We start from the raw sequence: 25103 nt of genomic DNA, 5'->3' as shown, positions 1-25103 counted from the left end.
GGCCTGTCGCAAACATGGCAATCGGAGCCTTAGCACCGCGTGCCTTGCGCATTCGTTGAAGGACCGGATCGACTGAGATGCAGAGATCAGTACGCCTGAAATCCTTCGAACTGGTCGCGCGGGACATTGATGATGTCGACGTCAAGCTACTGCACGCGCTGTCGATCTCAGTCCGCTGGCCTCATCGGCCGAAGGATTGGGACTTTCTGCGCCGCGCCGGCCGCGGCATTGTTGCCGTTGATGGTATTGGACGCGTTTTCGGGAGCGCGATGTGGTTTCCCCACGGGGACGATTTCGCCACCATCGGCGTAGTGATCACAACGCCGCGCACGCAAGCGCAAGGAGGCGGCCGATGGCTCATGGACTTGGTGCTCGAGCAATGCGGCGATCGCAACTTGGCACTCAATGCTACCCATGCTGCCTATCCTCTTTATGTCTCACTCGGTTTCACGACCGAGGCGATCGTATACATGCGCCAGGGGGAGGTCCCACAGACACCCCCAACAATGCCGGCCCTGGACGGTCAATTGCAGGCGCTATCGAGCGACAGGCTGAAGGAGATCACGGCGTTGGATACGCGCGCGTTTGGGACAAACCGCGAGAGGCTGCTCGCGTTGCTCGCGGCCGATGCCTCAATCTGCACTTTGAGCCGTGGCGGCGAGATCGTCGGCTATTCCATGTGTCGCGAGTTCGGGCGTGGCCACGTGATCGGCCCCATGGTCGCGCGCAACGATCTAGACGCGGTCCATCTCACAGCCGTGCATCTGAAGGAACTGGCAGGACGGTTCGCCCGCGTCGATACGCGCGAGAAGGATGGCGTGTTTGCCGCGTTTCTCCAGCAGTGCGGCCTCGGCATCGCCGAGACCGTTACGACCATGTCCAAAGGGCACCGCTTTCTGAACCGGGAAGACAATGGGCCTTGGGTCTATGGATTGGCCGGCCACGCCTTGAGTTGAATGCAAGCACACTGTCGCCTTCAACCAGCGGCCAGAGGATCAGGTCGATCAGTGCGCGCGTCGATCAACCGGCATAATTCGGTTGCCGTATCACGCGGCCGGAACGGCTGCCGCTTCGAATCTGCTCCTAATCCCCGATTCGGTTTCCGCTGCCGGCATTATGACCGTCCGACGCCCATCCGCCACGCCATCCACGATGACATGGCCGATGCCGCGCGAGCAGGGCTCAATGCGCGCGTTGAGGTGATAAATGTCCCGCAGCAGATCGGATGTGATGACGTCCGGCGATGACCCGCATGCGACCAGCCGGCCGTCCGCGATGACCATTGTCTGATCGCTGAAGCGCAGGGCGTGATTGAGGTCGTGCAGGGCGATCAGCACGACCATGCCTCGCGCCTGAGCAAGTTCCCGCATGAGACCGAGCACTTCCACCTGCCGCGACAGATCGAGTGCTGATGTCGGTTCGTCCATCAGCAGGACCTCGGGCTCACGCACAAGCGTTTGTGCCAGGCTGGCGAGTTGCCGCTGGCCGCCGGAAAGCTCGCCGATGTTGCGGAAAGCGATATCGGCGATGCCGAGCGCCGCCAGGGTCTCGTCGATGCGAGCCAGATCATCGTCGCTCACAGACCAGCCCATACCCTGCTTGCGGGCGAGCAACACTGACTCATAGACGGTGAGCACCGCGTTGGCGGACGTTTCCTGTGGCATGTAGCAGATGCCGCTCTTCCCGCGAATGGCCCCCTCGACATGCATTGCTCCCGGTCCGTGCAGGAGGCCGGCGATGCGCCTGAAGAGCGTCGACTTCCCGGCGGCATTCGGACCGATCACCGCCACGATGTCTCCGCCCTCGAACGCTGGCGTCGTCACATCCCGAAGCCGGAGGCTCGTGCCGTAGCGCGCGCCGAGCGCCTCGAGCCGGATCGTCACCATGAGCGCCTCGTGCTAGACAGGATGAGCGAGATGAAGAACGGGATGCCAATGAGTGAGGTGACGATGCCGATCGGGAAGACCGTCCCCGGGATAAGCGACTTGCTGACGACCGAACTGGCCGACAGGATGAGCGCACCCGACAGGGCCGAGGCGGGCAGGAAGAAGCGTTGGTCCTCGCCGATGACCATGCGCGCGATGTGCGGGCCCACAAGTCCGATAAAGCCTATGGTGCCGACGAAGGCAACGGGGATGGCGGCGAGAAGGCTCACCAGAATCAGCGTCTCAAGCCGCAGGCGGCCGACCTTGACGCCGAAGCTGGCCGCCTTGTCCTCACCAAGCCTCAACGCCGTCAGCGCCCAGGTGCGCCGGGCGAAAATGGGTAAGACTGCGAGGAGAATGAATGTGGTGACTGCAAGCTTGGGCCAGGTGGCCTTGGTGAGGCTGCCCATTGTCCAGAAGACGACCGCCGCCAGCGCTTCCGCCGACGCGAAAAACTGGACGAGCGCGAGCAGCGCATTGAAGGTGAAAACCAGCGCGATGCCGAGCAGCACGATGGTCTCCGCGGTGACGCCGCGCTTTACGCTCAGCACGTGAATGAGGAAGGCCGCCAGCATCGCCATCACAAAGGCGTTGATCGGCACTACATATTCGACTGCGGCGGGGATAAGCCTCACCCCGAAGGCAAGTGCAAGCGCGGCGCCGAAGCTCGCGGCGGCGGATATGCCGAGCGTGAAGGGGCTCGCCAGCGGGTTGTTGAGGATGGTCTGCATCTGTGCGCCGGCCACGGCGAGCGCCGCCCCGACGACGATGGCCATCAGGGCTACCGGCATGCGGATGTCCCAGAGCACCACGCGCACCTGCTGCGGCACCGTGTCGGGAAACACAAGCGCCCGCACGACCTCGGCAAGTCCGTAGCGGGCGGGACCGACCGCAAGGTCGACGGACAGGCTGAAGAGCAGGGCAGCGCCGAGGCCGGCAAGGATCAACTGCCGCCGCCAGACGAGAGCGCGGTAACGCCCTCGTCCATCGGTGCTGTCGAGCGCGGTGCTGATGGCCGTCGATTCAATCGACATCGGTCAGCGAGACCCAGTGGCCGGGCCTGTATGCGACGGGCAGGAATTTCTCCTGCAACTCCCTGAAGGTCGCCTCGGGATCGAGATCGGCGAAAAGATCCGGATGCAGCCACTTCGCCATCTGCTGGATGGCGACGAACTGATAGGGGCTGTTGTAGAACTGATGCCAGATGGCATGCACGGCGCCGTCCTCGACGGCCTTCACGCCGGTCAGCGCCGGCCGCTCGGTCAGCGCCTTCAGCTTGCGCAGCGCCTCTGCCTCATCACGGCCGGGGCCGACGCCGACCCAGGCACCGCCCGGCACATAGGCTTCCCACGAGCCGCCGGTGACGATGATCTGATCCGGGTCGGAGGCGATGATCTGTTCGGGATTGAGTGTGCCGAACGTGCCGGGGATGATGTCATTGGCGATGTTGTCGCCGCCCGCCATCTCGACGAACTTGCCGAAATTGTCGTCGCCGAAGCTCATGCAGCAATCGTCCGAATAGCCGCCGGCGCGTTCGATGAAGACCTTGGGCCTTTCCGGCTTGGCCTTCTCGATGACGTCGGTAACGCGCGCGATCTCGGCGGCGCGCCAGGTGATGAATTCCTCGGCGCGCTCCTCCTTGCCGAACAGCTTGCCGAACAGGCGCGTGCTGGGTTCGGTGTTGGTAAAGGGACGCTCGCGGAAATCGACATAGACCAACGGAATGCCGGCGGCGGCGAGCTTCTCGATATATTTGGCGTCTTCCGTGGCCTGCTTCGACTCGATGTTCATCAGGATGACGTCGGGCTTGAGCGACACCGCCTGCTCGACGTCGAAAGTGCCGTCCTTGAAACCGCCGAAGGTGGGGATCTCCGCCATCCTGGGGAATTTTTCGAGATAGGCGGCGTAGTTGTCCGGATCCGCTTGGCTAAAATCCTCGCGCCAGCCAGCGATGCGCTTGAACGGGTCCTCGGTGTCGAGCGCCGCGACGAGATAGACCTGCCGGCCCTCACCTAGGATTACCCTCTCGACCGGGACGTTCACCTCGACCTGGCGGCCCGTGATGTCAGTCACTGCAACCATTTCGGCCCTGGCGGCCAGCGTCATCGACAGGGCGACGATAGCGGCCGCCATCGTCCCTGCTGGGACCTTTCCGAAATTCATCGCGCCCTCTCTTGAAGTGGATTAGCCAGAGGTGCCTTATAAAAGATGACTTCAATTCTCAAGAAATATCTTTTAGAGCAATTCCAGACTGGTACGACGACAAGGGGTCTGGAATGGCGGGCGAGCCCAATTATTCGCTGCGGGACGAGATACGCGACTATTGGTCGACGCGCGCCGAAACATTCGACCTTTCGGTGGGGCATGAAATCTTCTCACAGCGGGAACGCATGGCCTGGCACAGGCTGATGCTCAAGCACTTGGGCCCCGGGGATGGGCGTCGCGCGCTCGACCTCGCTTGCGGCACCGGGGTTGTATCCCATCTCATGCACGACCTGGGTTATGCCGTGACCGGGCTCGATTGGTCAGAGGCCATGCTTGCCCGCGCGCGTGCAAAGGCGACGCAGAGGGAAAGCGGCATCCGGTTTCTGATCGGCGACGCCGAGCGCACCCTTGAAAAAGGAGAAAGCTACGACGTCCTCGTCACCCGTCATCTCGTCTGGACGTTGGTGGATCCGCGAGCGGCGTTCGCCGAATGGTTCTCGCTGCTCAAGCCTGGCGGACGGCTGCTGATCATTGATGGTGATTTCGTCAGTAGGACCTGGGTTACCCCTCTGCGACAAGTCCTGGAAAGGGCTGTTGGCCGGACAGTCGGGCCAGTCCACGGAGTGGATCAGGCGATGGTGGGCCGCCATCGCAGCATCCTGTCACGGCTCCACTTTTCGCACGGCGCCAAAGCGGACGAGGTCTGCGCGCTTCTCGTCGAGGCTGGCTTCGAAATACCTGTGGTCGACACCCGGCTCGGCGCGATTCATCGCGCGCAGGCGCGGCACATGAACTTCTTCAAGGTCCTGGAACGGTCGATGCAACATCGCTACGCGATCGGCGTGACGAAGCCGGCCTTGCGCATGGGTTCGCCGACATGCTGACCAGCATCGGGCATCGTGCTCCGGAGGCCGGTGGCGCCAGCCCCCAGCTACTCGGTGCCGCCTGATCTACGGCATGGGCTATTCGGGGCATGGCGCGCAATTATCGACGCTGATCGGAAGTGTTTTAGCAGACATTGCAATGGGCCGCACGGATACCAATCCAATCGATGGCATGCACTGGAATGCAGTCCCGCTGCATACCGGCAGGCCGTGGTTCCTGCCGATGGTAGGCACCTATTATCGGCTAAAGGACATGCTAACTTGATTCCATCGAGAGGCCCCAATATGGCCGACCGACACGGCCAACAGAAGGATTCATCGTATCGGCACCTCTCGCTCTTGACCGGCCTCAAGGGACTCCAAAGAGATTCCCAAGATTTCAGTCGGTACCCGCAAGGAATGGAACAAGATCGCGAAGCACGGCTTCCGGCGCCTCTTCCGGACCGATGTGGCCACTACCTTTCACGACGACGCCGCGCAGTTGTTCTGTCACGTCGACGAGGATCGCGCGCGATCCGTCGCCGGCGGAAAACTCCCCGCCCATCGCCAGAACCGGCATCTTCAGTCGAGTTTTCCGGCGCTCCGTGTTCTGGGCGATCGTTTCCGGGATAGCTCGATAGTATGAAAAGCCCGCCCTGAGGGCGCCCGGGCTTGAATAGGCGGCGATGTAGGTGTCAACCGCGACCGCCTCGCGCTGAACCGACCACTGTTCGAACATCCAGGTGAGATATTGCGCCTCGCGACCCTGGATCAGCATCTCTGGGAGGTCAGAGAGCTGGTTGAACATGAAATGCCAGCGGAACTTGAGTTTCTCGACAGGGCCGAAGATTTCGGCATTTGGGGCGATCCCCGGAATGCTCGCATCCATGAGAGCGACGCGCTCCACCGCATCCGGGAAATCGGCTGCGAGCGCGTAGCCGATCCACTTGCCGATGTCGTGGCCAACGACCTGAAACCGCGCATATCCGAGCAAACGCATCAAGCCGTGCAGATCCGCCGCTGCGGTCGCGGTATCATATCCTCGAGCCGGCCGGCTCGACTGCCCGATGCCGCGGGGATCGACCGCGATAGTCTTGAAACCCGCCTCGGCGAGGCCTTTCATGACATGCCGCCAGACATACCAGGTCTGGGGCCAGCCGGGGATGAGCAGGACCGGCAGTCCATCGCCGACCGAAACATGGTGCAGGCGAACGTCGCCGACCTCGCTGTAGCCGTGAACGAAGCCGGCCTCAGAGTCATTCTCTACAGTTGTGCGTTGCATGACTTCCTCCTACACGCCCAGCCCGAGCATCCAGCGATTGGCATCCCGATCGGCACCCGTTCCGGCGAAGTCGTCGAAGACCTTGTCGGTGACCCTGATGATGTGGTCACGGATGAACGCAGCACCTTCGGCAGCTCCATCTTCCTGATTCTTCAGGCAGCATTCCCATTCCAGAACCGCCCAGCCTTCGAACCCGTATTGCGCGAGTTTTGAGAAGATCGGTCGGAACGCGACCTGGCCATCTCCCAGCGAGCGGAAGCGGCCCGCCCGGTCAGTCCAGCCCCGATATCCGCCGTAGACGCCTTGTCGACCGGTCGGATTGAACTCCGCGTCCTTGACGTGAAACATCCGGATGCGCTCGTGGTAAATGTCGATGTAGTCCAGGTATTTCAGTTGTTGCAGCAGCAGGTGGCTCGGATCGTAGAGGATGTTGCAGCGCCGATGGCCTCCGACCTTACCGAGGAACATTTCGAAGGTTTCGCCGTCATGCAGGTCTTCGCTCGGGTGAATTTCGTAGCAGAGGTCGATGCCTGATTCCTCGCAAGCCTCCAGGATTGGCAACCATCGCTTCGCCAATTCTTCGAATGCAATGTCTACGATCCCTTCCGGACGCTGAGGAAAAGGGAAAAAATAGGGCCACAGTAGCGCTCCCGAGAATGTTCCCATCGCGCTAAGCCCGAGCCTCCTCGAAGCCCTTGCCGCTAGGTTCACCTGCTGCACGGCCCACGCGCTTCGCTCGTTGGGCTTCCCGCGCAGAGCTTCTGGGGCAAAGCCGTCGCACATCGCGTCATAGGCCGGGTGCACGGCGACGAGTTGCCCAAAAAGATGGGTCGCGAGTTCCGTGATGACGATGCCACGCTCAGCGAGCATACCCTTGATGTCGTCGCAATAGGCCTGGCTTTCCGCCGCCTTTTCCACGTCGAACAGCCTCCGATCCCAAGCCGGTATTTGGACACCCTTGAAGCCGAGATTGGCGCACCAGTCGGCAATGCCCTCGAGGCTGTTGAATGGTGCGGCATCGGCACTGAATTGGGCGAGCATCAGGCCAGGCCCCTTCATCGTGTTCATATCATGGTCTCCTCGTGCACTTTGTTTGTCGATCGATAAACAATCACTTGCGCTGCCGAGTCAATCCTATTATTGGTCGCTCGCTCAAGAATAGACGAATAGATTGATTGCGAAGCAATTGGTCACGCTTTGGGAGGAAGCCGTGTCCTTGATCTATGAGCTTCACTACGGCTCGTTCGGCCATGTGAGCGTATTGGAGCTTTCGGATCCGCTAGCCGAGCACGCGCACTCGATGGCCAATCTCAGCGTCTGGCTCGAAGGGGACCCGGTCGAGCTAAGTGTAGCGTCGAAACGCGGCGGGTTCGATCAAGATCGGGCTACGCTCATCGCGCCGTTTGTATCTCATAGCGTCTCGCTACCTCAGGGAGGCCGCGCTAAGACGCTGTCATTCTATCTTGACCGGCGCTGGCTGGGGACCATTCTCGCTGGGGCCGATCCGACGAGCCGTTTTACGACGGTCGAACTGAAGCTCGACCGGACAAGCCAGGCCCTTGCCGCCGGGATTGGGCGCGACCTCGCCGGCGGCAACGGTCTCCAGATCGACGCACGTATGGAAGCACTGCTGCTCGGCTTGCTTGGCGCCGCGAAGGGCGGACGAGACAGTGCCGACGGAAGGCCCCCGCTCGATTTTCGCCTGTCAAAGGCCATCCGCTTGATGCAGGGCGATATCGCCCGCGAGCATTCGCTTAACGAGATCGCTCGCCACGCCGGGATGTCGCGGGCCCGTTTCTTTTCGATGTTCCGCGACCACATGGATCTCACACCAGGTACGTACTGGAACACCTTGCGCATCGAGCACGCTATTTCGATCATGAGACAGCAAGGAACGAACCTCACCCGGCTAGCCGGCGATCTGGGCTTCGATGCCCAAGGGAATTTTTCACGATTCTTCCGCCAGCAAACCGGCGTAGCGCCGAAGCAGTACCGCCGCGCAATGCGGCAAGCGATTTCCAGTAAGAAACGAGTGACAATCGAGACACATGCATGAAACTGCTTCGCTACGGGCCTGCCGGCGCCGAACGTCCCGGACTGCTGGATCGGGAAGGGCGAATTCGCGATCTGGGAGGAATTGTCCAGGACATCGCGGGGACGGCTCTGGCGCTGCCCTCGCTGGAGCGCATTGCCGCATTGGATCCCGAGACCCTGCCTCTCGCAGAGGGGATCCACGTATAGGGCCATGTGAGATGTGCGGCTACTGCACGACTTGCTCGTATCGGCAGGCGACCAATTCGCTCTCCGCTATGCCGGCCTTCATGCCGTCGCCGCATGCCGCTTGGAGCGCGGTTATCGTCTTATGGGCATCGATATCGGCGCCGAGGACACCCCAATCGAGGCCGGCCTGGGCTTGGCTGTCGGTTGGAGCAAGCCAGACGATTTCATAGGGCGCCATATCGTGGAGGCCCCAGCGAGGCAAGGCGCCGCGCTCGCGCCTGCTTCAGTTCTCTCTCTTGGCGGCGCCGATAGCGCGCCAATTCTGATCGGCAATGAGGTGATCTGGCGCGACGACGAGCGTGTCGGCACCATTATGGACTTTGGTGGGCCCGGAGGGTATTCAGAAAGCCATAAAAATCAATTGGTAAGAGATCAGTGGGACTTCAGAGCATTCAAATCTTTTCCAATGTTTTTCAATGTTGTTGTCCCACTCAGAAGTGCCTCAGTCCACCAAGCCGACGCACTGAACGCCTCACTCGGAAGGGAGGTTTGCGCGTCAGAGGACCGGCCGCTTCTCGCGCCAAGAAGCGGCTACCGCGACCTTTCTCAGGAAGGCTGCACACCGACGCGATCTTCCTTTCGCCTTGCGTCATTTGCGTGCGGCATTTGCGCCAACTGCTGACGCTCAGCGCGAAGACATCAATGTCCTGTTATGGGGCCCGTCTCGAAAGCGGATCTTTAGTGCTACCAGCACCAACGACCGTCTGCGGTCGTTCAGAACACGGGTTACCGTCTCTAAACCGTATATTGGACCGGGCAGCCGCCGGAAATTGATCGAATGGAGGTGATCGCATGTCAGGAGGCGTTCAAAAACGACCTACGACCGCGATCTTCATCGCGGCCGTTTTCATGGTGTCATTCCCGGCTATGCCGACAAGTTCTTTATGATCGGCAGCTTGCGGATCGTCTTGCCCGTCGCCGCCCGTAGCGCGTTGGCGACGGCCGGGCCGATCGGCGGCACACCCGGCTCGCCAACGCCCGTGGGCGGCTCGTCGGACGGCACAATGTGCACCTCGACGCGCGGCATCTGCTCGATCCTGAGCGGCATATAGGTGTCGTAGTTCTCTTGGTCTACGACACCGCCCGTCAGGGTCAGCTCCTCCTGGAGGATCGCGCCTAGCCCGAAGCCGATACCGCCCTCCATCTGAGCGCGGATCTGGTCAGGATTTATCGCGGTGCCGCAATCTACCGCGCAGACGACGCGGTCGACTTTGAAATCATTTCCATCGTTGAAGGTGATCTCGACCACCTCGGCGACATAAGTCGAGAGGCTTTCATGCAGGGCCACGCCGCGGAAACGGCCTTCCGGCAGAGGCTTATCCCAGCCTGCCTTCTCAGCAGCCAATTTCAGCACGCCGGCATGCCGTGGATGGTGACCGAGCATCGACAAGCGGAAGTCGACCGGATCACGGTTCGCAGCGGCGGCGAGCTCATCGATCAGGGTTTCCATTGCGTAAGCGGTGTGGGTGGAGCCTACCGAACGCCACCACAGCACTGGGATTTTCACGTCCGTGGTGGTCAGCTCGACCTTCAGGTTCGGGATCGCATAGGGCAGGTTGGTGGCGCCCTCTACGGAGGTCGGATCGATGCCGTTCTCGATCATCGCCGCAAAGGGCGAACCGCCCGCGATCGATTGGCCCACGATGTGGTCATGGAGAGCGACGACATTGCCTTCCTTGTCGAGCCCCGCCTCGACTGCGTGCACATAGGCCGGCCGGTACCGCCCACCCCGCATGTCGTTCTCGCGGGTCCACTGCACCTTCACTGGCTTGCCGGGTCCCAGTGCACGCGCTGTGGAAACAGCTTCGATAATGAGATCTGCGTCCGAGACCGCTCGGCGGCCGAAGCTGCCGCCGGTCTTCATCACGTGCAGCCTCACCTTGTCCGGCGTGGTGCCGCCTACTTGAGCGGCAGCCGCCTGATAAAGGTCGGGCATCTGGTGTCCGCCCCAGACGTCGATGGTGCCGTCTTCGTTGATTCGGGCGGCCGCGTTGAGTGGCTCGATCGAAGCATGGACAAGATAGGGGAATTCGTAGTGCCCTTGGATGACTTTCTCAGCACTGGCCAACGCTGCGGGAGTGTTACCGTCGTCGCGCGCGGTGGCCGCGCCCGGATCGTCTGCTGCCTTAGTGTATTCGGCCATGATCTCGGCCGTGCCGCGCCTTTCGGCCTTCTCTTCGTTCCAGGTCACCTCCACGAGATCGCGGCCCTTGAGCGCCGTCCACATGTCCCTGCCGACCACGGCAATGCCGCGCGGCGTCTGGACGACATCGACAATGCCGTCGAGTGCCTTGGCTTTGGAGGCGTCGAAGCTCTCGATCTCAGCGCCGAACTTCGGCGGATGGATCATAACGGCCGTATTGAGTCCATCCATCTTCAGGTCGATCGTGTAGGTCTGCGCGCCATTGGTCTTGCCGGCGGAATCGTAGCGCTTGAGGCTGTCCGATCCGATCTGGGCCCACTTGTCGCGCGGCTTTAGCGGCACATCGTCGGGAACCGGCATTCCCGCTGCGGCTTCAGCCAGGTCACCGAAGCGCGCCTGCATCCCTGAGGCGTGCGACACGACCCCGGAAGCGACTGTGATCTCGCCGGCTGGCACGTCCCACCGCTGCGCCGCGGCCGCCACCAGCATGGCCCGTGCGGCAGCACCCGCCTTGCGGTAGCGCTCCCACGACGAACTCATCGACGTGGAGCCACCGGTTCCCTGCGCGGCCCCGCCCCAGGCGAGATTGCCGTAGAGCGCGGTATTGCCATATCCGCCGACCACGTGGACCTGCGCCCAGGCGCCGTCGAGCTCTTCCATAACCAGGGTGGCGATGCCGAAATAGGAGCCTTGTCCCATCTCGAACTGCGACGAGTGGATGACGATTCGGTTCTCCGGTGTGATCTCGACATAGGTCTGGAAGGGGTTCGCCTGGACCGCTGCAGGCGTCGGTTGTGCGTTGGCGGGCGCGGCCATCATTAGCCGGTAACCCACGGCGAGGCCCGCGGTGGTGACGGCCGTGCCGAGGAGGAACTGGCGGCGCGTGGGCCCCACGGCATTATGCTTCGGGAGAAACTGCAACATGCCTCAAGTCTCCAGCCGGTTGGCGGTCTCGTGGATGGCCGCGCGGATGCGATGATAGGTGGCGCAGCGGCAGAGATTGCCGCTCATCGCCGAATCAATATCATCGTCCGTCGGCTTCGGCGTCTCGGTCAGGAGGGCCACGGCCGACATGATCTGGCCAGACTGGCAATAGCCGCATTGAGGTACGTCGAACTCGGCCCACACGGCCTGGACCGTTTCGCCGATCTTGCCCGACACGCCCTCAATGGTGGTGATCGAGGCTCCTTCGATGTCGCCGACTGCGGTCTGGCACGAGCGCGTCGGCATGCCGTTAACGTGAACCGTGCAAGCGCCGCACTGGGCAAGGCCGCAACCGAATTTCGTTCCTGTGAGTCCGATGCCGTCACGGATCGCCCAGAGCAGCGGCATCTCTGGATCGACGTCGAGTGTTCGCGCCTCGCCATTGAGGGTAAAAGCGACCATGGCTTGCTCTCCTTGTCCTGAGCTGGCTATCTCGTTGCGCCTCCGCCCGGCTAGGAACCGGACTCTTCTTGCTGAGGCATAGCGACCACAGACTAGGATCGCGCAGCTCGAGCAACAAGCCGCTAGCTGGCAATCGCGAGATCGTGAAGTGGCTCGTGTCGAAAGGCTGGAGGCAACTGAATGTCATTTTTGGGCCGACCGGCCGGTCAGTTTCCGGCTCGATGACCTGGTTGGCAGTCATTCCGCTTCTAAGCCTAAACCCCAGACATGAACTGTAGCAGCATCATAAAAGACGACATCAAGCGGCGGTTTTTCGTTGCGCTGCACCGCTAGCTCGTTCGCGTGGTTCATGATCCGCTGGTTATCCGCGGATGCTGGTTCACCATAGATGCCAGAAACTTGCCACGCGCTATGCGGTTAAGGATGTGGTCGTCATTCGTAGCGAGCGAATGGCCGAAAATGAAGAAGCAATGGCTGGCGGTCTTCACATTCGCGGTGAACTGCTTGAAGCCTTGGTACAGGTAGGCATTGTGACGGATCTTCGCCTTCTTCTGGGCGCTGGTGGGCTGATGAAGGGCGGCTTAGGGTCATGATTTCCCGCTGCAATGACCGATGAGTCACAGACGCTGCATTTCGCGCTAGACCGCAACTGCGGTATTCTCGATCATACGCTCAGCCATCCTATTCGCACCTCGTTGCCGCCGTTCGCCGCACCTATCGATCGGAGGCCTTCCAGCCTCGCGATAGCCGCGCTATGTGGCTGCACACAACCTGACGACGAACAGGAGCAAGATTGGACATAGAAGCCAGCACAAGATCGCCCTCCCCCGGTCCTTGCTCGTTTTCATGAGAAAACAATCGAACTGAGTGCTGCGGGGATAGCGAGGTCGATTTGGCCCACTTCAGAGCGAAGTCGGCCATAAGCCATTGATATAATTTTGGTGGGCCCTGAGGGTGCTTGGAAAGTCAGAATATCAAAGGCTATTCGACAGTGGGACTGTGTTGCGTTACTATGCTCTCCGGTCTTTTCCGGTTGATTTGTCCCACCCTGATGCCGATTGCGGTCATTCGCCGCTGCCTTGGTCAATTCCCGATTCCACAAGCATCCGGTCCTGAGTGGGCAGACGGCCTTCCTAGTGGTAATTAGTCAGCGACACGTTGACCGTTCTCGTCATGCGGGTGAAATCTACGTTCGACCATATACGTCGTCGAAGCGAACGATATCATCCTCGCCGAGATAATCGCCGCTCTGCACTTCAATGATCACCAGGTCAATTCTGCCTGGGTTCTCCAGCCGATGCTTATGGCCGCAGGGGATGTAGGCTGATTGGTTTGTCGCCAGGAACAACTCCTGCTCGCCATTGACGATTTTCGCGGAGCCGCTGACCACGACCCAGTGCTCCGAACGATGATAGTGCATCTGCAGGCTCAGCCGCCGACCGGGCTTCACCTCGATGCGTTTGATCTTGAAGCGCTCGCCTTCCTCAAGAACCGTGTAGGTACCCCACGGCCGGTGTACCGTGCTATGGACCAGGTGAGCTTCATGTCCTGAAGCCTTGAGGCCCTCGAACAGCTTCTTGACGTCCTGAACGCGGTCGCGGGATGCGACAAGCAAAGCGTCCGGGGAATCGACGATCACCAGATCGCTGACACCGACCGTGCCGATGACGCGCTTGTCGGAGCTCACATAGCTGCCGGTCGTGTCGACCATATGCACATCGCCGCGTATCCTGTTCCCGCTTTCGTCGGGGGCGATCAAATCGGCCATTGCGTTCCAGGATCCGATGTCGTTCCAATCCATGTCGCAGGCAACCACGGCAAGTTTGTTCGTCTTCTCCATGACAGCGTGGTCGAGCGAGATTCGCGGGGCGGAGCCGAAATGCTCAGGCGCGAGTTCGATTTTGGCAAAGCCTTCGCCTTGACTGAAGCGCCCGTTCTCGTAGCTGTCGGAGGCGGCCTGGATCACCGCGGGGCAATGCGATGCCATCTCGTCGAGCATGGTTTGTGCGCTAAAGCAGAAAATGCCGGCGTTCCAGAAGAAGCGCTTGGACGCGACATAGGCTTTGGCTGTGTCCAGATCCGGTTTTTCAACGAAACGGACGACTTTCTCACCATCCGCTTCGATATAGCCGAATGCCGTGTCCGGTCTGGTTGGGGTGATGCCCAATGTGGCGATCCGCCCGAGCTTCGCATGTTCGATGGCCCGGCACATGACGTCTAAAAATGCAGGCAGGTTGCCAACCATGTGATCGGCTGGGAAGACGCATAGAATCGCGTCAGGGCCTTGCGTTGCCTTGGCATGGATGGCGGCTGCCGCAACGGCTGCGGCCGTATCCCGGCCTTCAGGCTCGAGCAAAAAGGTGCGTGGCAGGACCACGGAATCTAGTTCGTCGAACTCGTCCTTGGTAAGGAAGAGGTGTTCCCCAGATGTCACGGCGACGAGTTCCACTACGCCCTTTATCGAACCGACGCGCAGCACAGTGTGCTGAATGAGAGAATGTCCATCTGCTACTTTAAGGAAAGGTTTGGGGTGCGATTGCCTCGAAGCGGGCCATAGCCGCGATCCGGCTCCACCGCTGATGATGACGGGAACCACTTTCATTAAACAACCTCGATTTCGTCTCTGGACGTCATTGCCCGCGCCCTTAGCGTCAGCGTCACGACCGCCGTCGCTCTAGGATGGTCTTGCGGCGCTCCGAGTAACAGCGAAGTTCTGGCGCGTTGCCGGACGGCCGCAGATGAATGATCTCGTCATTCTGTATTCGTGCCCTAAGGCCGTTGGTTTCATCGACGTCGGCAACAGTCCCGAATGGAGCCAAGAACTGCTGCAGTGTGTCCGGATCCTCAAGCCTGCGGATCAAGCTGAGCAGCTGCGGGACATTTAGCGTATGCCATGGCCCGCCTCTCGTGGATTGCGGTCGATGTCTCTATGCCTGTTCGTTCCATTTGCCGAATTGCCCAGGTAGCGGTCTTAATCAAGATGAGAGACTCTTTGGCTGCCTTCTATCAAAATCAAACGACTTGGGTCCTTCAGATCGAACTCAATTACCCGCGGTACGAAAAGGCGTGCATATCGTGTAAAGGCGCTCGTCGGAGGAAACCGAACTACAGTATCGCAGCGCCCGAGAAGATACATCTCAACGAGGGCGGAAATTGCGCCGTCCATCCCAAGTGCTGCAGTGTGTAAGGGGCCGTCTTGATCGGATCGGAAATGCTTGGGGACGGTGAGAAGATCGGGAAACTTGGCCGAGAGATGATCCAGGATTTGCGCGCTGTCCGTGCACAAGAACAGCCGCACAGGCTTGGGGTGCGGCAACGCTTTAGCCTTATCAACCGCAGTGCACACTTGTCGAACGGCGAACTCCGGATCGGCCCAGTAGGGCGCATGGTCCATGATGTCTTCACCGTTACCATGTCGAACATGAACCCCGATGATGCTGTGCCCCACAAAACATTCTTGGTAAATGGCATCTATGCGTGTTTGAATTTCAGACCGAGGCTTGACACTCTGGAAGACCTGCCGCTCGGCATCCTCATCGCAGCGCCACATCAAGCAAGCGTCACACACTACTGTGTTCGCTTCGACATCGTGTTCGGCCTGAAAGAGCTCGCCCAACTCGTCGCGCTCTTGGAAAATCTGCTCATCTGGGCGGTAAAGGCAGTCGATCGCTGGCCTATTCCACCACTCCGGGAAGAATGGACCCGGGAAGGAAAAGTCGTTGATCCGGTCGTCGCAAATAGCCGGTACGCCAGCGATGTCATTGATCGGTTGGAAGAACACCGGAAAGGCATTTGTGAAGGGTTGGTCGAGATAGCAGGACCCGCGCCAGTCGACGGCTAGCGTTCGTCCCGACCGCTGAGCGTAGCGCCAAGCGGCCGCCAGCGACCACAGACAATCACCGAACCCCGTACGCCTCTGAGAGACGACGAACCTGCGCTTTACCAATCCACTGACCTGCATTTTCGGAAATCTCGTTTCAGAGACGAGGTTGCATCTGACTTGGGATCTCTTAATCGATACTAGTCGACCGTTACGCCGGGCGATTTGGTAGAGGCTGCGCGTGGGGCAGAAGAGCTCCTCAGCACTGCCTATCCTTATCTCTGTGACGCTCGCAAATCTTGACGCCGGGTACACTCGCTTCCGGTTTAAATTCAGCGTTCTCTAATGCGCCCGGCGACATGTGTAAAATTGATTGCGTGAATGTGGCCCATCCATGTGATGGATACTAAGGCGTTCCTTGACCATGAGCCTCTGCTGACGTGGGGCCGCGCTTTGCTAAGCGAAACAGCCGGTCGAGGCAGTCCACAAAGTCCCTTTTTCAAGTCCAATTCTTAACTGCCTCAACGTAACATGTCATTTGCGGGCGTTTCCTGAAGGACGGATGTGCAGGACCCGCCAGCCGTCGAATGTCAGGCGCAGGCCATCCACGTCATTTATGGCCATCATGGCGTCCGGTCCCATCGAAAGATGCGACACGGCGCCCTCTGACGCTTTCAAGTGCGCCAACATGGCGCAACTCCTGCCGGATAGCTTTCGAGCCGGCTGGACTGAGCGACTGGCACGCGATGCTGTGCGACGATGGCCGGGAGAGGAATTTTGGCGTCTGCAGCCATGTGGAGGATCGTTCCGACGGTTCTGCGGGTTCTCGGTGTCAGAGCGGACACCTGTGCGAACCCGCTCTCGTCCGTTTTCGACAGGCCCTTGAGGTTCATGACCCTGTTGTTCGCCGAGATCACCCGCCAGTTCAGCGATCCAGGTGAAGATCGGCACGCCTGTCGATGCGGCGATCATCGCCTCGGCCAGCGAAGATGATGAAGAGGGCCATTGGGTCAAGTACAAGCGCCGACCAGCGTTTCATTGCTTCAAAGCCCATTTCGGTGCCTACGCCGATACGGCCCTTGTCGAGGAGATCGCCGTCACGGCGCCCACACCGAGGACGGCAACGCCGTTCCTGATGCTCTGCCCGACAATCCCGGCGAAGTGTTTGCCGACAGCGCCTACCGAGGCAATCATCTCGGCGACGCGGTGCGCGCCAAGGGTCGAAGGCCGCGCATCGTCGCAACCGCTATGTGGGGGCGCGACGAGGCCGAAAGCTCGACGCCTGGAACCAACCGATCCACAGAATTTGTACTCGGATCGAGAAGATCTTCGGCACCTGTAGCCGGATGCGATGGCGAGGGCTGGCAAAGGCGGCCGTTCAAATTCGCCGCACTGCGATCGCCTACAGTATGAATCACAGTTTGATGGTCGCCTCGTCCCGCCCATCGTTGAAGCCCAGCCACCGTTTTCGGGCTAGCGCGCCCGAAATTCCTTGAGGTCAATACGTAATGCCCTACCCGGCTTTTCGCCGCCGTCTCAGATGTGCGGTTCGCCCAAGCCCCCGACTGCCACGAACTTTGTCTTCGCGCGGAGCGAAACCTCGCGCCCACGACTTTGTGCCGCCGATGGTGCCGCGCTGCCCTGTCAAACAATCCATTTTATGGATGCACCTCATCCAAACAATCGATTTCACTGATCAAAACAATTTCCATTAGAAGACGCTGAAGCAGGCAAAGATTACTTGGTCAGCGCAAAAGAGGGATGGTGGAGTTCTAGTGTGGGTTGGACCCACATGCTCGCCATTTTATCTGGGAACTGCTACGTGCCCTGTTGGCGCAGGGCAATACGATTCCACTGGCCACCCACTTCGTGGAAGAAGCGGAGCGGCTGGGCAACCGACTGTGCGTGCTTGAGAACGGATGTAGAATCCCAGAAGGGCGTCCTAACTCGCTGATTGATGAGCAAATCGGGTGCGACGTGATTGAAATCTATGTCGCTCACCCCGTGAGCTGAGTTCGGCACTCAGGCCGCATGTGCGACTTAGGCAGGTTAGCGGCGAGACTCTGTTTTGCTATGCCTCGAAGCAGGAGCAGGTGTGCTCGCTGGCTGACACTGTCAATGACGAGCTCCGCGCCGCATCTGTCGAAATCCTACCATAGGGTATGAGGCGGGCCGCCGGTGTGGCGAGCCAGATTCGAAACTTCAACTACCATAGAGCAGGAAGAAAATGGGCGAGAACAGGAAAGTTGCTCTGGTTACGGGCATAACGGGACAGGATGGTGCCTATCTCACGCGTCTTCTGCTGGAAAAAGGCTACGTCGTTCATGGGATTAAGCGACGTTCCTCTTCCTTCAACACGGGTCGCATCGAAGACATCTACCAAGACCCGCACGATCCCGATCCGCGCCTAATTTTGCATTACGGTGACCTCACTGATGCGACTAATCTCATCCGAGTAGTTCAGGAATCCCAGCCAGACGAGATTTACAACTTGGCCGCTCAGAGCCATGTCCAGGTGTCGTTCGAAACGCCGGAATACACAGCAAACGCCGACGGTATCGGAACATTGCGACTTCTTGAGGCGATCCGCCTTCTCGGTCTGAAGGACAAGACCCGCTTCTATCAGGCCTCGACTTCAGAGCTCTACGGCCTCGTGCAATCCGTACCGCAGAACGAAACAACGCCCTTTTATCCGCGCAGCCCTTACGCCGCCGCCAAGCTCTACGCCTACTGGATCGTGGTCAACTATCGCGAGGCCTATGGTATCCATGCTTCCAACGGCATTCTCTTCAATCATGAAAGCCCACTGCGCGGCGAAACTTTTGTGACGCGCAAGATCACCCGCGCCGCCGCTGCTATCTACCTCGGCAAGCAGGACAAGCTTTATCTCGGCAATCTCGATGCTCAACGCGATTGGGGCCATGCGCGTGAGTACGTGCGTGGTATGTGGATGATGATGCAGCAGGATCAACCGGATGATTACGTGCTGGCGACGGGCAAGACGACCCCTGTCCGCCAATTCGTCGAATGGGTTTTCAAAGATGTCGGCGTCGAGCTCGAATGGCGTGGTGAGGGAGTCGACGAAAAGGGCTATGATGTCGAGACCGGCAGATGCCTAGTCCAGGTAGACCCACGCTACTTCCGCCCCACGGAAGTCGATCTTCTCCTGGGCGATGCCACCAAGGCGAAGGAGAAGCTCGGCTGGGTGCATGAGACATCCGTGCGCGAGCTCGCCGCGGAAATGGTGCGGGAAGACCTCAAGGTCATGCAGACATCGGTAATCATGAAGGAAGCATAATGTACGATCTGAAGGGAAAAGCCGTGTGGGTCGCGGGCCACAAGCATGGTGGGCAGCGCTGTTGTAGGCCGCCTCGCGTCTGAAGACTGCAAAGTTATGGCCGCCCTGACGTTTCCCCCAAATTTTATCCAGTCTTGAGTTCGTTTCCGCGGGTGGATTTGCCCTGATGGCCAGTGGACGCGACGGGTGCTGGCGCGGAGCGTTTCACGTTGCGCAGCGCGAGCGACCGTCGCGGGTTGAAGGTCGATGCACATTCGTTGGGTGTCTGCCATCCGATGTGCGAGTGCGGACGCGCGCCGTTGTAATCGGCGCGCCATACATTGAGCCTCGCGCGGGCCTGGGCCAGGGACGTGAACCGCGTCTCGTTGAGGAGTTCATCGCGAAGGGGGCCGTTGAAGCTCTCGCGTTAGGGTCCTAGCCAACCTCCGACTGTGAACTCGCGGAAGCGATTTACGGCAAGCGCACACAGCAGCTCGTCCACGGCGTTCCTACATGAAGTTTGGAAACTTATAATACTGGTACACACCTCCATGGGGGAACATTATCTCCAATATCTCAGCGATTACCGGATAGCTATCTGCCTTCACCTACCTCGGCCTAGTGCAGAATCTTGGCCGAATGAACTCGGCGCTCTTGCTGCACACCAATGGTCCGTCCCGCGCGAAGTGCGATCATACCGCCGCAGCTTACCTTCAAATCCGGCACTGGCGAGGATCTAGATCCAAGCCGACGGCGCCGGGGATCAAATAAAAAGCCGCCGACCGAAGCCAGCGGGCTTGATTGGGATAGCCCGCGCGGACGGTCAAGGCTGCGCCGGCCGACCATGGCGGAGGGGCCACCTTGGTCAACGGCACGGCCCGATGACGGCGTGCCGATGTACCACAACATGCGGCGAGATAGAGCCTTCCGGCGTCGCGGAAAAAAAGCCCGCCGGTTTTGAGCCAGCGGGCAAGTTCTGGAGTGGCTGAGATCAACCCAGCATCAGTCAGCGACCGGCGGAAGAGTTGGTTGCAGTGGATGCCAGCTAGCCGCAGCATGCTGTGAATCGTAGCAATGTGAAAAACAAAACTCTGGACTTCTAGGTCGGACTCGCCCCAATATTTGTTTGGGGGAATTCACATGAAAATTGGAGCACTCATCGCAAGTGCAGCCCTGTGCGTCAGCGGCTGCTCTACGAGCACTGTCGTGTCGGACAGCGATCTCACGGCAATGAATACCGTTGCGCTATGTCACGTTCTCGCCAGCAGCACGGACGAACAGTATCGTAGTCGGGTAGCGGCCCTTCTAGTGCGCAGGCGCGCAACAGCAGAGAAGTGCACCAGGCTTGTGAAAACCGACAATGCTGTCGCGACAGGAATAGCGGTCGCGGCTGTCGGCGGCGCAGCTGTGGGTGTCGCTGCCAACAACGGCTATGGAGGCGGAACATATTACCGGCCACCGCCACCACAAATCTATGGCGTCGCGTGGGACCAATTCTATGGCCAGAACTACAGCGTTATCTGGCGCTGCCGCGACCGGTCCACCGGGCGGTTCGTTGACGATTACTATTGCGCCGGCCTGCCCATGGTCGACAGCGCATGGCCGGGCTGGTCGGCGTAGCGGATGAGCAGGCCATACCGCAAATATCGATCCAATCGGTGGCAGAGACCCACCGGTGCCAAGCTGTGGCGGCGCAAACTTGCGAGCGTGCCGGCAATGCTCAGTCTTACGGCAGCGGCGGCAGTGGCTGCCTTCCTGGCGCCGTCGGGCGCGCAACGCAGCGACGATGCATCAAAGGCCAGCCCACGAAGGGCGGCGCCCGCCTTGCTTACCGGTGTCGCATCCGTCATTGACGGCGATACGATCGAAATCCACGGCCAGCGCGTCCGCTTCAACGGCATCGACGCGCCAGAGAGCCGACAGCTGTGCCGCGATGCGAATGGCGCCGAGTATCCTTGCGGCCGGCGATCGGCCGAAGCGCTGGACACTTTCCTGGCCGCGTCGAGGCCGCTCGAATGCACATTCGTGACGTGGGATCGCTACCACCGCTTTGTCGGCGATTGTCGGCGCGCCGACGGCGCGGGCGTGGCCGCCTGGATGGTCCAGCACGGCCAGGCGCTGGATTGGCCTCACTACAGTCAGGGCGCCTATGCGGGGCAGCAGGCGCAAGCCCAAGCCTCAAAGATCGGCCTGTGGGCCGGGACGTTTCAGGCACCCTGGGAATGGCGCGCTGCGCACGCCGACGGCGCGGCGCCGTCGAGCCGCCCACTGGGCATCATCAGCCGTAAGCTGGTCGCGCAGAGCGGCTATTCTTGCGAGCCGCGGAGAACGTGCAAGCAGATCGGTTCCTGCGACGAAGCCAACTGGTACCTGCAAAACTGCTCATGGGGCGGAAAACTCGATCGCGACAAGGATGGGATCCCATGCGAAACACTCTGCTAGCTGAAATGCGCGCTACGGCCTGTTCGGCTTTCCGCTTACACCGATCTAACGAAGACCATGCATGGGCGGCGCGGTCTGCTAACCCCATTTTTTGACGAGGTATTCTATATCTGAAGGGCAGAAAAAGTTATTGCGACAATAGAGAGAAGACGCCTTAACTAAGACTTTCAAAACCGTTAAGTGTATGCTGCCAGGCGATCAAGGCGTGATGTCGCCCTGTCGGGGGGGGCGAGTAAAATGCAGACTGTGATGAGTCAAAAGCTGGCAAGCTATGGCCAGTGGACCTACCGTGGTGCCTGGGCCCTAGAGATTGCGGCCGCAGCGATTGGTCTTACGACAGGTGTAGCATTAGGCGTACAAGCGTTTTCTGCAAGCGAGTCTGTCACTGCAATGGATTTGACGCTCGCCAGTGCACCCTTTCTCATGGTGGCAATCGCGGAGCTCACCAAGATACCGATAGCTACACTGCTTTTCAGCGCGTCTTGGCTCTGGAAGCCCATAATCTTGGTCTTCCTCCTGGTTCTTGCAGGCATCACTTTCGAAACTGTCTTTATGGGAATGGAGAGGGCAGGCGCATTGCGTCAGCTGCGTTATGAGGAGCTCGTAAACAAGATTGATGCCCTTGAGCAGGAAGCGACAAAGCTCGCCTCTGCTGACGAACTTGGTCGAAGAGCCGATCAGGTCGATCAAGCCCGTTCCGAAATTGAGCAGCTGACTTCTCTTGCGGAAAAATCGCGTGCGACCTTTCAGTCGCAAATTGCCGAGGCCAATGCGGAATTGGAGGGAACGACAGCCCTTACCCCAGAAGCCTCGCGTGTTCGCGATCAAGTGGAGGAGAAAAACGCGGTTCGATCGGCGCTGATTCAACAGCGTGATCGCGAAGTTAAAGAGGCTGTCGATCAGTTTGAGCGCCAACGCGACAGCTTTGTTGAACGTATCAAGATGGCGCGCGATTCAGGGGACAGCGACTCGGCACGCAGGCTAGAATCGGAAGTGGCTAAACTTGCGAACCCCCGCACGAAAATTATCACCAAGTTCGACACTCAGATTGACCCGCTCGATCAAGAGATTGCCGCGCTGCGCGAAAATTTCGATCGTTTGCGGGCAAATAGCCCTCCTATGACTACTGACCAGAGGCAGAAGCTTGTCGATAGGCGTTCGTCTCTGGAGCAAACGCGCGATAGTGATGCCGCGGCTTGGCAGCGTCGATTGGATGAAGCGGGCAAACGGCTCGCAGATGCCCAGGCGGCAGAAGCCAACAAGGCAAACACCTCGGCGCAAAACCAGGTCAGACAGGACCAGATTGCCAAAGCCCTCAGCGCCTTGGCCAAGGAGCGGATCCCAATGGCGCGGACAGATCAGGTCCGCCGTATTGCCTCACGGTGGTACGGCAGCAAACCTGAACTGGTGACTGAGGCACAGGCCGGAATAATCTCTGTGATTTGGTTCGGCTCGCTCGCGCTCATTGCCGCGCTCGCGGGACCAATTACGGCAATGGTCGCTCTAGCGCTCCAGCGCATTGCCGCCCGAGAAGAGGACAATTCAGACAGCAAGACTTCCAGGCTGCTCCGCAGAATGCTTCTGAGTTGGCGGTGGCGCCGAATTCGAACGATTAAGGTACCAGTCGAAGTTATGGTCGAGAAAGAGGTTGAGAAGCGGGTTGAGGTGCCTGTGGAAAAGGTGGTCAAAGAGATCCTCTATGTTCCGCTCTTCACCGATGATCCCGAAGTCCTTCGCAAGGCCCTCGACCAGGATTTGCCGCCTGAGGTCTCAGACCTCGTGACGGTATCAATGAAGGGTCGCAAAAGTGCTCGTCCGGCATAACACCACCCTGCTCGAGCAAGCCGTCGATCTCGCCGTCAAAAGGTCAGCGATTCCAACCTTGCAGGCTCAAGCCGCGGCCCAAGAGAAGACAGCCCGGGCGACCGCCTTTCGCCGAATGGCGACTGGCGGAGCCATTGCAGTGGCGGCGGTCGGGATTGGGCTAGGCATCAATCTTGGTCTATGGGACAAAACCTTGCCGGAGCCGGCGGCTTTGCCGACCATAGAGCAGCCAAGCGATCTCACCTCCCCAAAAGATGAGCCGCCTATTCCTGTTCCAACTCCAAAGCCAACTCAGGAGCAGGCGCCTCAGGCTGACGTCCCTACCAAGCCTGACGTGGTGACCGTCGACTTCAACAAGTTCGCCACCAAGAACGTCGAGTTCCAAGGCACCACTTGGGAGTTAATCACAGGTCACCACTTCAAGGATGAGAACGACCAAACCTGGGACCGAGCGTGGTGTTACTCTCGGCGGAGTGTGAACGGCGTAGACGTAAATGTATCATTGGCAGCTCGTTCTGCCCCGACAGCGCCACCAGCCGGGCCTGGCGCTGCTGCTCAGACGCTTCAGTTGGTCGGCCTTAATGATTCATCCGCCGTCGATCTTGCAACAAGATGCGCGTGGTTGGATGGTCGCACATTTGCGTCTTCAGACATCATTCCTGACTCGTCACGAGAGCAGGCCGCAACTGTCCCCGCAGAAACTCCTGCGACAGAGGTCGATCCAGATAGTGGATTTGTTGTCGTGTCCGGGTGGGACGCGATCGGAAACGACCTGCCGGATATGCCAATTAGGAACGTGAGTTCTGAGCAGTGTCAAACCGCCTGCGACACCGACTTCAGGTGTCTAGCGGTTACTTATAACACAAAATTTCGAGCTTGTTTCATGAAAGGGGACGCATCGCTACTGGTCAAAAGCGAAGAGTCGATCATGGCCGCAAAAAAAGTGGTCGAGAGCAATTTGCGCTACTCGAATTTGGTGTTCGCCACAAAAACGGAAATTTCTGGCAACGCCTATTGGACCTCTCCGCTCCGATATCCAGACTGCATACTGCAATGTGCAAACGACAAATCCTGCTTAGGGTTCAATTTCCGCAAAAAAGAAAGTGCGTGTGTCCTTTTCAACAGCATAACCCAATCCGCTGATAACGCAGCGGTCGCGTCTGGCATCAAGAGCGTCGCCAACTAAAGTTGAAGCGAAGAACCTATCCTCAAGGAGCGATTGAAACCAAGCTGCTTGTCAAAGAGAGTGGCTAGCAAAATTCCACGATAACCTTTGGGTTAGCGGCAGGAATGTTCTTCGACGAAGCTCCAGCAGAATGCAAAGTGGAGCCAACTGAGGCATCTCAGAGAAAGAATTGTCGTCGGCGCATTGCGGGACCGTCTGACTTAATGTCAAAAATGGGGCCGAAAGCAGTCAGGCGGCTTAAGGCTACCGATTCGCGAAGACCAGACGTTCGCTGGCGCGAGAAGCGTCGTAGCCGTTCCGCTCGAAGAGGCTACTTGCCCGAAGGCACTGACACATCCATTTCTGGACGTAGCTGGAAATGAAGTTCGAGCATCGCCACATCAGCATACGGACCGGCAGTCTGATGGCACTATTGTCATTGATAACAATCTTTGCGACCGACGAAGCGTCTCGCGACTGCCGTTGATGTT

At 59.4% G+C, this 25103-nt stretch carries 23 protein-coding genes and 3 pseudogenes; 13 read left to right on the top strand and 13 right to left on the bottom strand.

The genetic code is table 11. The features are described 5' to 3' along the window. Nucleotides 1-77 precede the first annotated feature (77 nt). Nucleotides 78-956, top strand: coding sequence for a GNAT family N-acetyltransferase (locus NKH63_RS12805; protein ID WP_023718606.1), 879 nt, complete (start codon nucleotides 78-80; stop codon nucleotides 954-956). Between the two features lie 90 nt (nucleotides 957-1046). Here NKH63_RS12805 and NKH63_RS12800 read toward each other — a convergent pair whose 3' ends face one another. From NKH63_RS12800 to NKH63_RS12790, 3 genes are read right to left on the bottom strand one after another with little or no spacing between them, the layout of a single operon-like run. Next, nucleotides 1047-1886, bottom strand: a complete 840-nt coding sequence (locus NKH63_RS12800; protein WP_023718607.1) for an ABC transporter ATP-binding protein — start codon at nucleotides 1884-1886, stop codon at nucleotides 1047-1049. Then, complete coding sequence (locus NKH63_RS12795) at nucleotides 1880-2959, bottom strand: FecCD family ABC transporter permease (RefSeq protein ID WP_352483200.1); 1080 nt, start codon at nucleotides 2957-2959, stop codon at nucleotides 1880-1882. The genes NKH63_RS12800 and NKH63_RS12795 overlap by 7 nt, the downstream gene beginning before the upstream one ends. Next, entirely contained in the window at nucleotides 2949-4058 is a 1110-nt protein-coding gene (locus tag NKH63_RS12790; protein ID WP_352483218.1) for an ABC transporter substrate-binding protein, read from the bottom strand. The genes NKH63_RS12795 and NKH63_RS12790 overlap by 11 nt, the downstream gene beginning before the upstream one ends. 143 nt (nucleotides 4059-4201) lie before the next feature. On the opposite strand from NKH63_RS12790, the gene NKH63_RS12785 reads away from it, so the two are divergent. Both NKH63_RS12785 and NKH63_RS12780 read left to right on the top strand, forming a co-directional pair. After that, nucleotides 4202-5014 (top strand): class I SAM-dependent methyltransferase, encoded by an 813-nt coding sequence (locus NKH63_RS12785; protein WP_352483199.1) that lies wholly within the window; start codon nucleotides 4202-4204, stop codon nucleotides 5012-5014. Between the two features lie 61 nt (nucleotides 5015-5075). Next, nucleotides 5076-5279, top strand: a pseudogene (locus NKH63_RS12780) (FAD-dependent oxidoreductase); the annotation flags it as partial. Nucleotides 5280-5393: 114 nt separating this feature from the next. Here the strand turns inward: NKH63_RS12780 and NKH63_RS12775 are convergent. After that, a complete protein-coding gene (locus NKH63_RS12775) occupies nucleotides 5394-6275 on the bottom strand; it encodes an alpha/beta fold hydrolase (protein WP_352483198.1) in 882 nt (293 codons plus the stop codon). A gap of 9 nt (nucleotides 6276-6284) precedes the next feature. Then, nucleotides 6285-7343, bottom strand: coding sequence for a sugar phosphate isomerase/epimerase family protein (locus tag NKH63_RS12770; RefSeq protein ID WP_352483197.1), 1059 nt, complete (start codon nucleotides 7341-7343; stop codon nucleotides 6285-6287). 148 nt (nucleotides 7344-7491) lie between these two features. Between NKH63_RS12770 and NKH63_RS12765 the strand changes: the two genes are divergently transcribed. The 3 genes from NKH63_RS12765 to NKH63_RS12755 are packed head-to-tail and all read left to right on the top strand — an operon-like array spanning nucleotide 7492 to nucleotide 9177. Next, nucleotides 7492-8331, top strand: a complete 840-nt coding sequence (locus NKH63_RS12765; protein ID WP_352483196.1) for a helix-turn-helix transcriptional regulator — start codon at nucleotides 7492-7494, stop codon at nucleotides 8329-8331. Then, complete coding sequence (locus NKH63_RS12760; RefSeq protein ID WP_352483195.1) at nucleotides 8328-8516, top strand: hypothetical protein; 189 nt, start codon at nucleotides 8328-8330, stop codon at nucleotides 8514-8516. Before NKH63_RS12765 ends, NKH63_RS12760 begins: the two co-directional genes overlap by 4 nt. A gap of 13 nt (nucleotides 8517-8529) precedes the next feature. Continuing rightward, a complete protein-coding gene (locus NKH63_RS12755) occupies nucleotides 8530-9177 on the top strand; it encodes a hypothetical protein (RefSeq protein WP_352917938.1) in 648 nt (215 codons plus the stop codon). 243 nt (nucleotides 9178-9420) lie between these two features. Here NKH63_RS12755 and NKH63_RS12750 read toward each other — a convergent pair whose 3' ends face one another. From NKH63_RS12750 to NKH63_RS12720, 7 genes are all read right to left on the bottom strand, one after another. Beyond that, on the bottom strand, nucleotides 9421-11622 hold the full coding sequence (locus tag NKH63_RS12750) for a xanthine dehydrogenase family protein molybdopterin-binding subunit (protein WP_352910874.1): 2202 nt from the start codon (nucleotides 11620-11622) through the stop codon (nucleotides 9421-9423). Nucleotides 11623-11625: 3 nt separating this feature from the next. After that, a complete protein-coding gene (locus tag NKH63_RS12745; protein ID WP_352467057.1) occupies nucleotides 11626-12084 on the bottom strand; it encodes a (2Fe-2S)-binding protein in 459 nt (152 codons plus the stop codon). Between the two features lie 347 nt (nucleotides 12085-12431). Beyond that, the gene (locus NKH63_RS12740; RefSeq protein ID WP_352479198.1) at nucleotides 12432-12605 is read right to left on the bottom strand and encodes a hypothetical protein; all 174 of its coding nucleotides are present in this window, start codon (nucleotides 12603-12605) and stop codon (nucleotides 12432-12434) included. A gap of 665 nt (nucleotides 12606-13270) precedes the next feature. Next, entirely contained in the window at nucleotides 13271-14686 is a 1416-nt protein-coding gene (locus NKH63_RS12735; RefSeq protein WP_352479100.1) for a mannose-1-phosphate guanylyltransferase/mannose-6-phosphate isomerase, read from the bottom strand. Nucleotides 14687-14741: 55 nt separating this feature from the next. Beyond that, nucleotides 14742-14903, bottom strand: coding sequence for a hypothetical protein (locus tag NKH63_RS12730; protein ID WP_352479197.1), 162 nt, complete (start codon nucleotides 14901-14903; stop codon nucleotides 14742-14744). 152 nt (nucleotides 14904-15055) lie between these two features. Next, on the bottom strand, nucleotides 15056-16045 hold the full coding sequence (locus NKH63_RS12725) for a nodulation protein NodZ (protein WP_352910875.1): 990 nt from the start codon (nucleotides 16043-16045) through the stop codon (nucleotides 15056-15058). Between the two features lie 393 nt (nucleotides 16046-16438). Then, entirely contained in the window at nucleotides 16439-16594 is a 156-nt protein-coding gene (locus NKH63_RS12720; protein ID WP_352483792.1) for a hypothetical protein, read from the bottom strand. Between the two features lie 247 nt (nucleotides 16595-16841). On the opposite strand from NKH63_RS12720, the gene NKH63_RS12715 reads away from it, so the two are divergent. From NKH63_RS12715 to gmd, 3 genes and pseudogenes are all read left to right on the top strand, one after another. Then, complete coding sequence (locus NKH63_RS12715; RefSeq protein WP_352479097.1) at nucleotides 16842-17246, top strand: hypothetical protein; 405 nt, start codon at nucleotides 16842-16844, stop codon at nucleotides 17244-17246. 437 nt (nucleotides 17247-17683) lie between these two features. After that, nucleotides 17684-18000: pseudogene (locus tag NKH63_RS12710) on the top strand (nodulation factor ABC transporter ATP-binding protein NodI); the annotation flags it as partial. 131 nt (nucleotides 18001-18131) lie between these two features. Continuing rightward, the gene (gmd, locus tag NKH63_RS12705; RefSeq protein WP_352479096.1) at nucleotides 18132-19202 is read left to right on the top strand and encodes a GDP-mannose 4,6-dehydratase; all 1071 of its coding nucleotides are present in this window, start codon (nucleotides 18132-18134) and stop codon (nucleotides 19200-19202) included. Nucleotides 19203-19326: 124 nt separating this feature from the next. On the opposite strand, the pseudogene NKH63_RS12700 reads toward gmd, so the two are convergent. Further along, nucleotides 19327-19605: pseudogene (locus NKH63_RS12700) on the bottom strand (integrase core domain-containing protein); the annotation flags it as partial. A gap of 923 nt (nucleotides 19606-20528) precedes the next feature. Here NKH63_RS12700 and NKH63_RS12695 point away from each other — a divergent pair. The 4 genes from NKH63_RS12695 (at nucleotide 20529) to NKH63_RS12680 (ending at nucleotide 24633) form a co-directional block, all read left to right on the top strand. Beyond that, entirely contained in the window at nucleotides 20529-20801 is a 273-nt protein-coding gene (locus tag NKH63_RS12695; RefSeq protein WP_352517225.1) for a hypothetical protein, read from the top strand. Nucleotides 20802-20924: 123 nt separating this feature from the next. Continuing rightward, nucleotides 20925-21623: a thermonuclease family protein gene (locus tag NKH63_RS12690; protein ID WP_352810641.1), complete on the top strand. Its 699-nt coding sequence runs from the start codon at nucleotides 20925-20927 to the stop codon at nucleotides 21621-21623. A 237-nt stretch (nucleotides 21624-21860) separates the two neighbouring features. After that, nucleotides 21861-23447, top strand: coding sequence for a hypothetical protein (locus NKH63_RS12685; protein ID WP_352797376.1), 1587 nt, complete (start codon nucleotides 21861-21863; stop codon nucleotides 23445-23447). Beyond that, nucleotides 23431-24633 (top strand): PAN domain-containing protein, encoded by a 1203-nt coding sequence (locus NKH63_RS12680; protein WP_023680065.1) that lies wholly within the window; start codon nucleotides 23431-23433, stop codon nucleotides 24631-24633. Before NKH63_RS12685 ends, NKH63_RS12680 begins: the two co-directional genes overlap by 17 nt. Nucleotides 24634-25103: the final 470 nt, after the last annotated feature.

This window comes from Mesorhizobium sp. M0960, from assembly GCF_040319055.1.
GTDB lineage: Bacteria > Pseudomonadota > Alphaproteobacteria > Rhizobiales > Rhizobiaceae > Mesorhizobium.
Note: the sequence above shows the minus strand (reverse complement) of the source record. Positions and strands in the feature narration are given on the sequence as shown.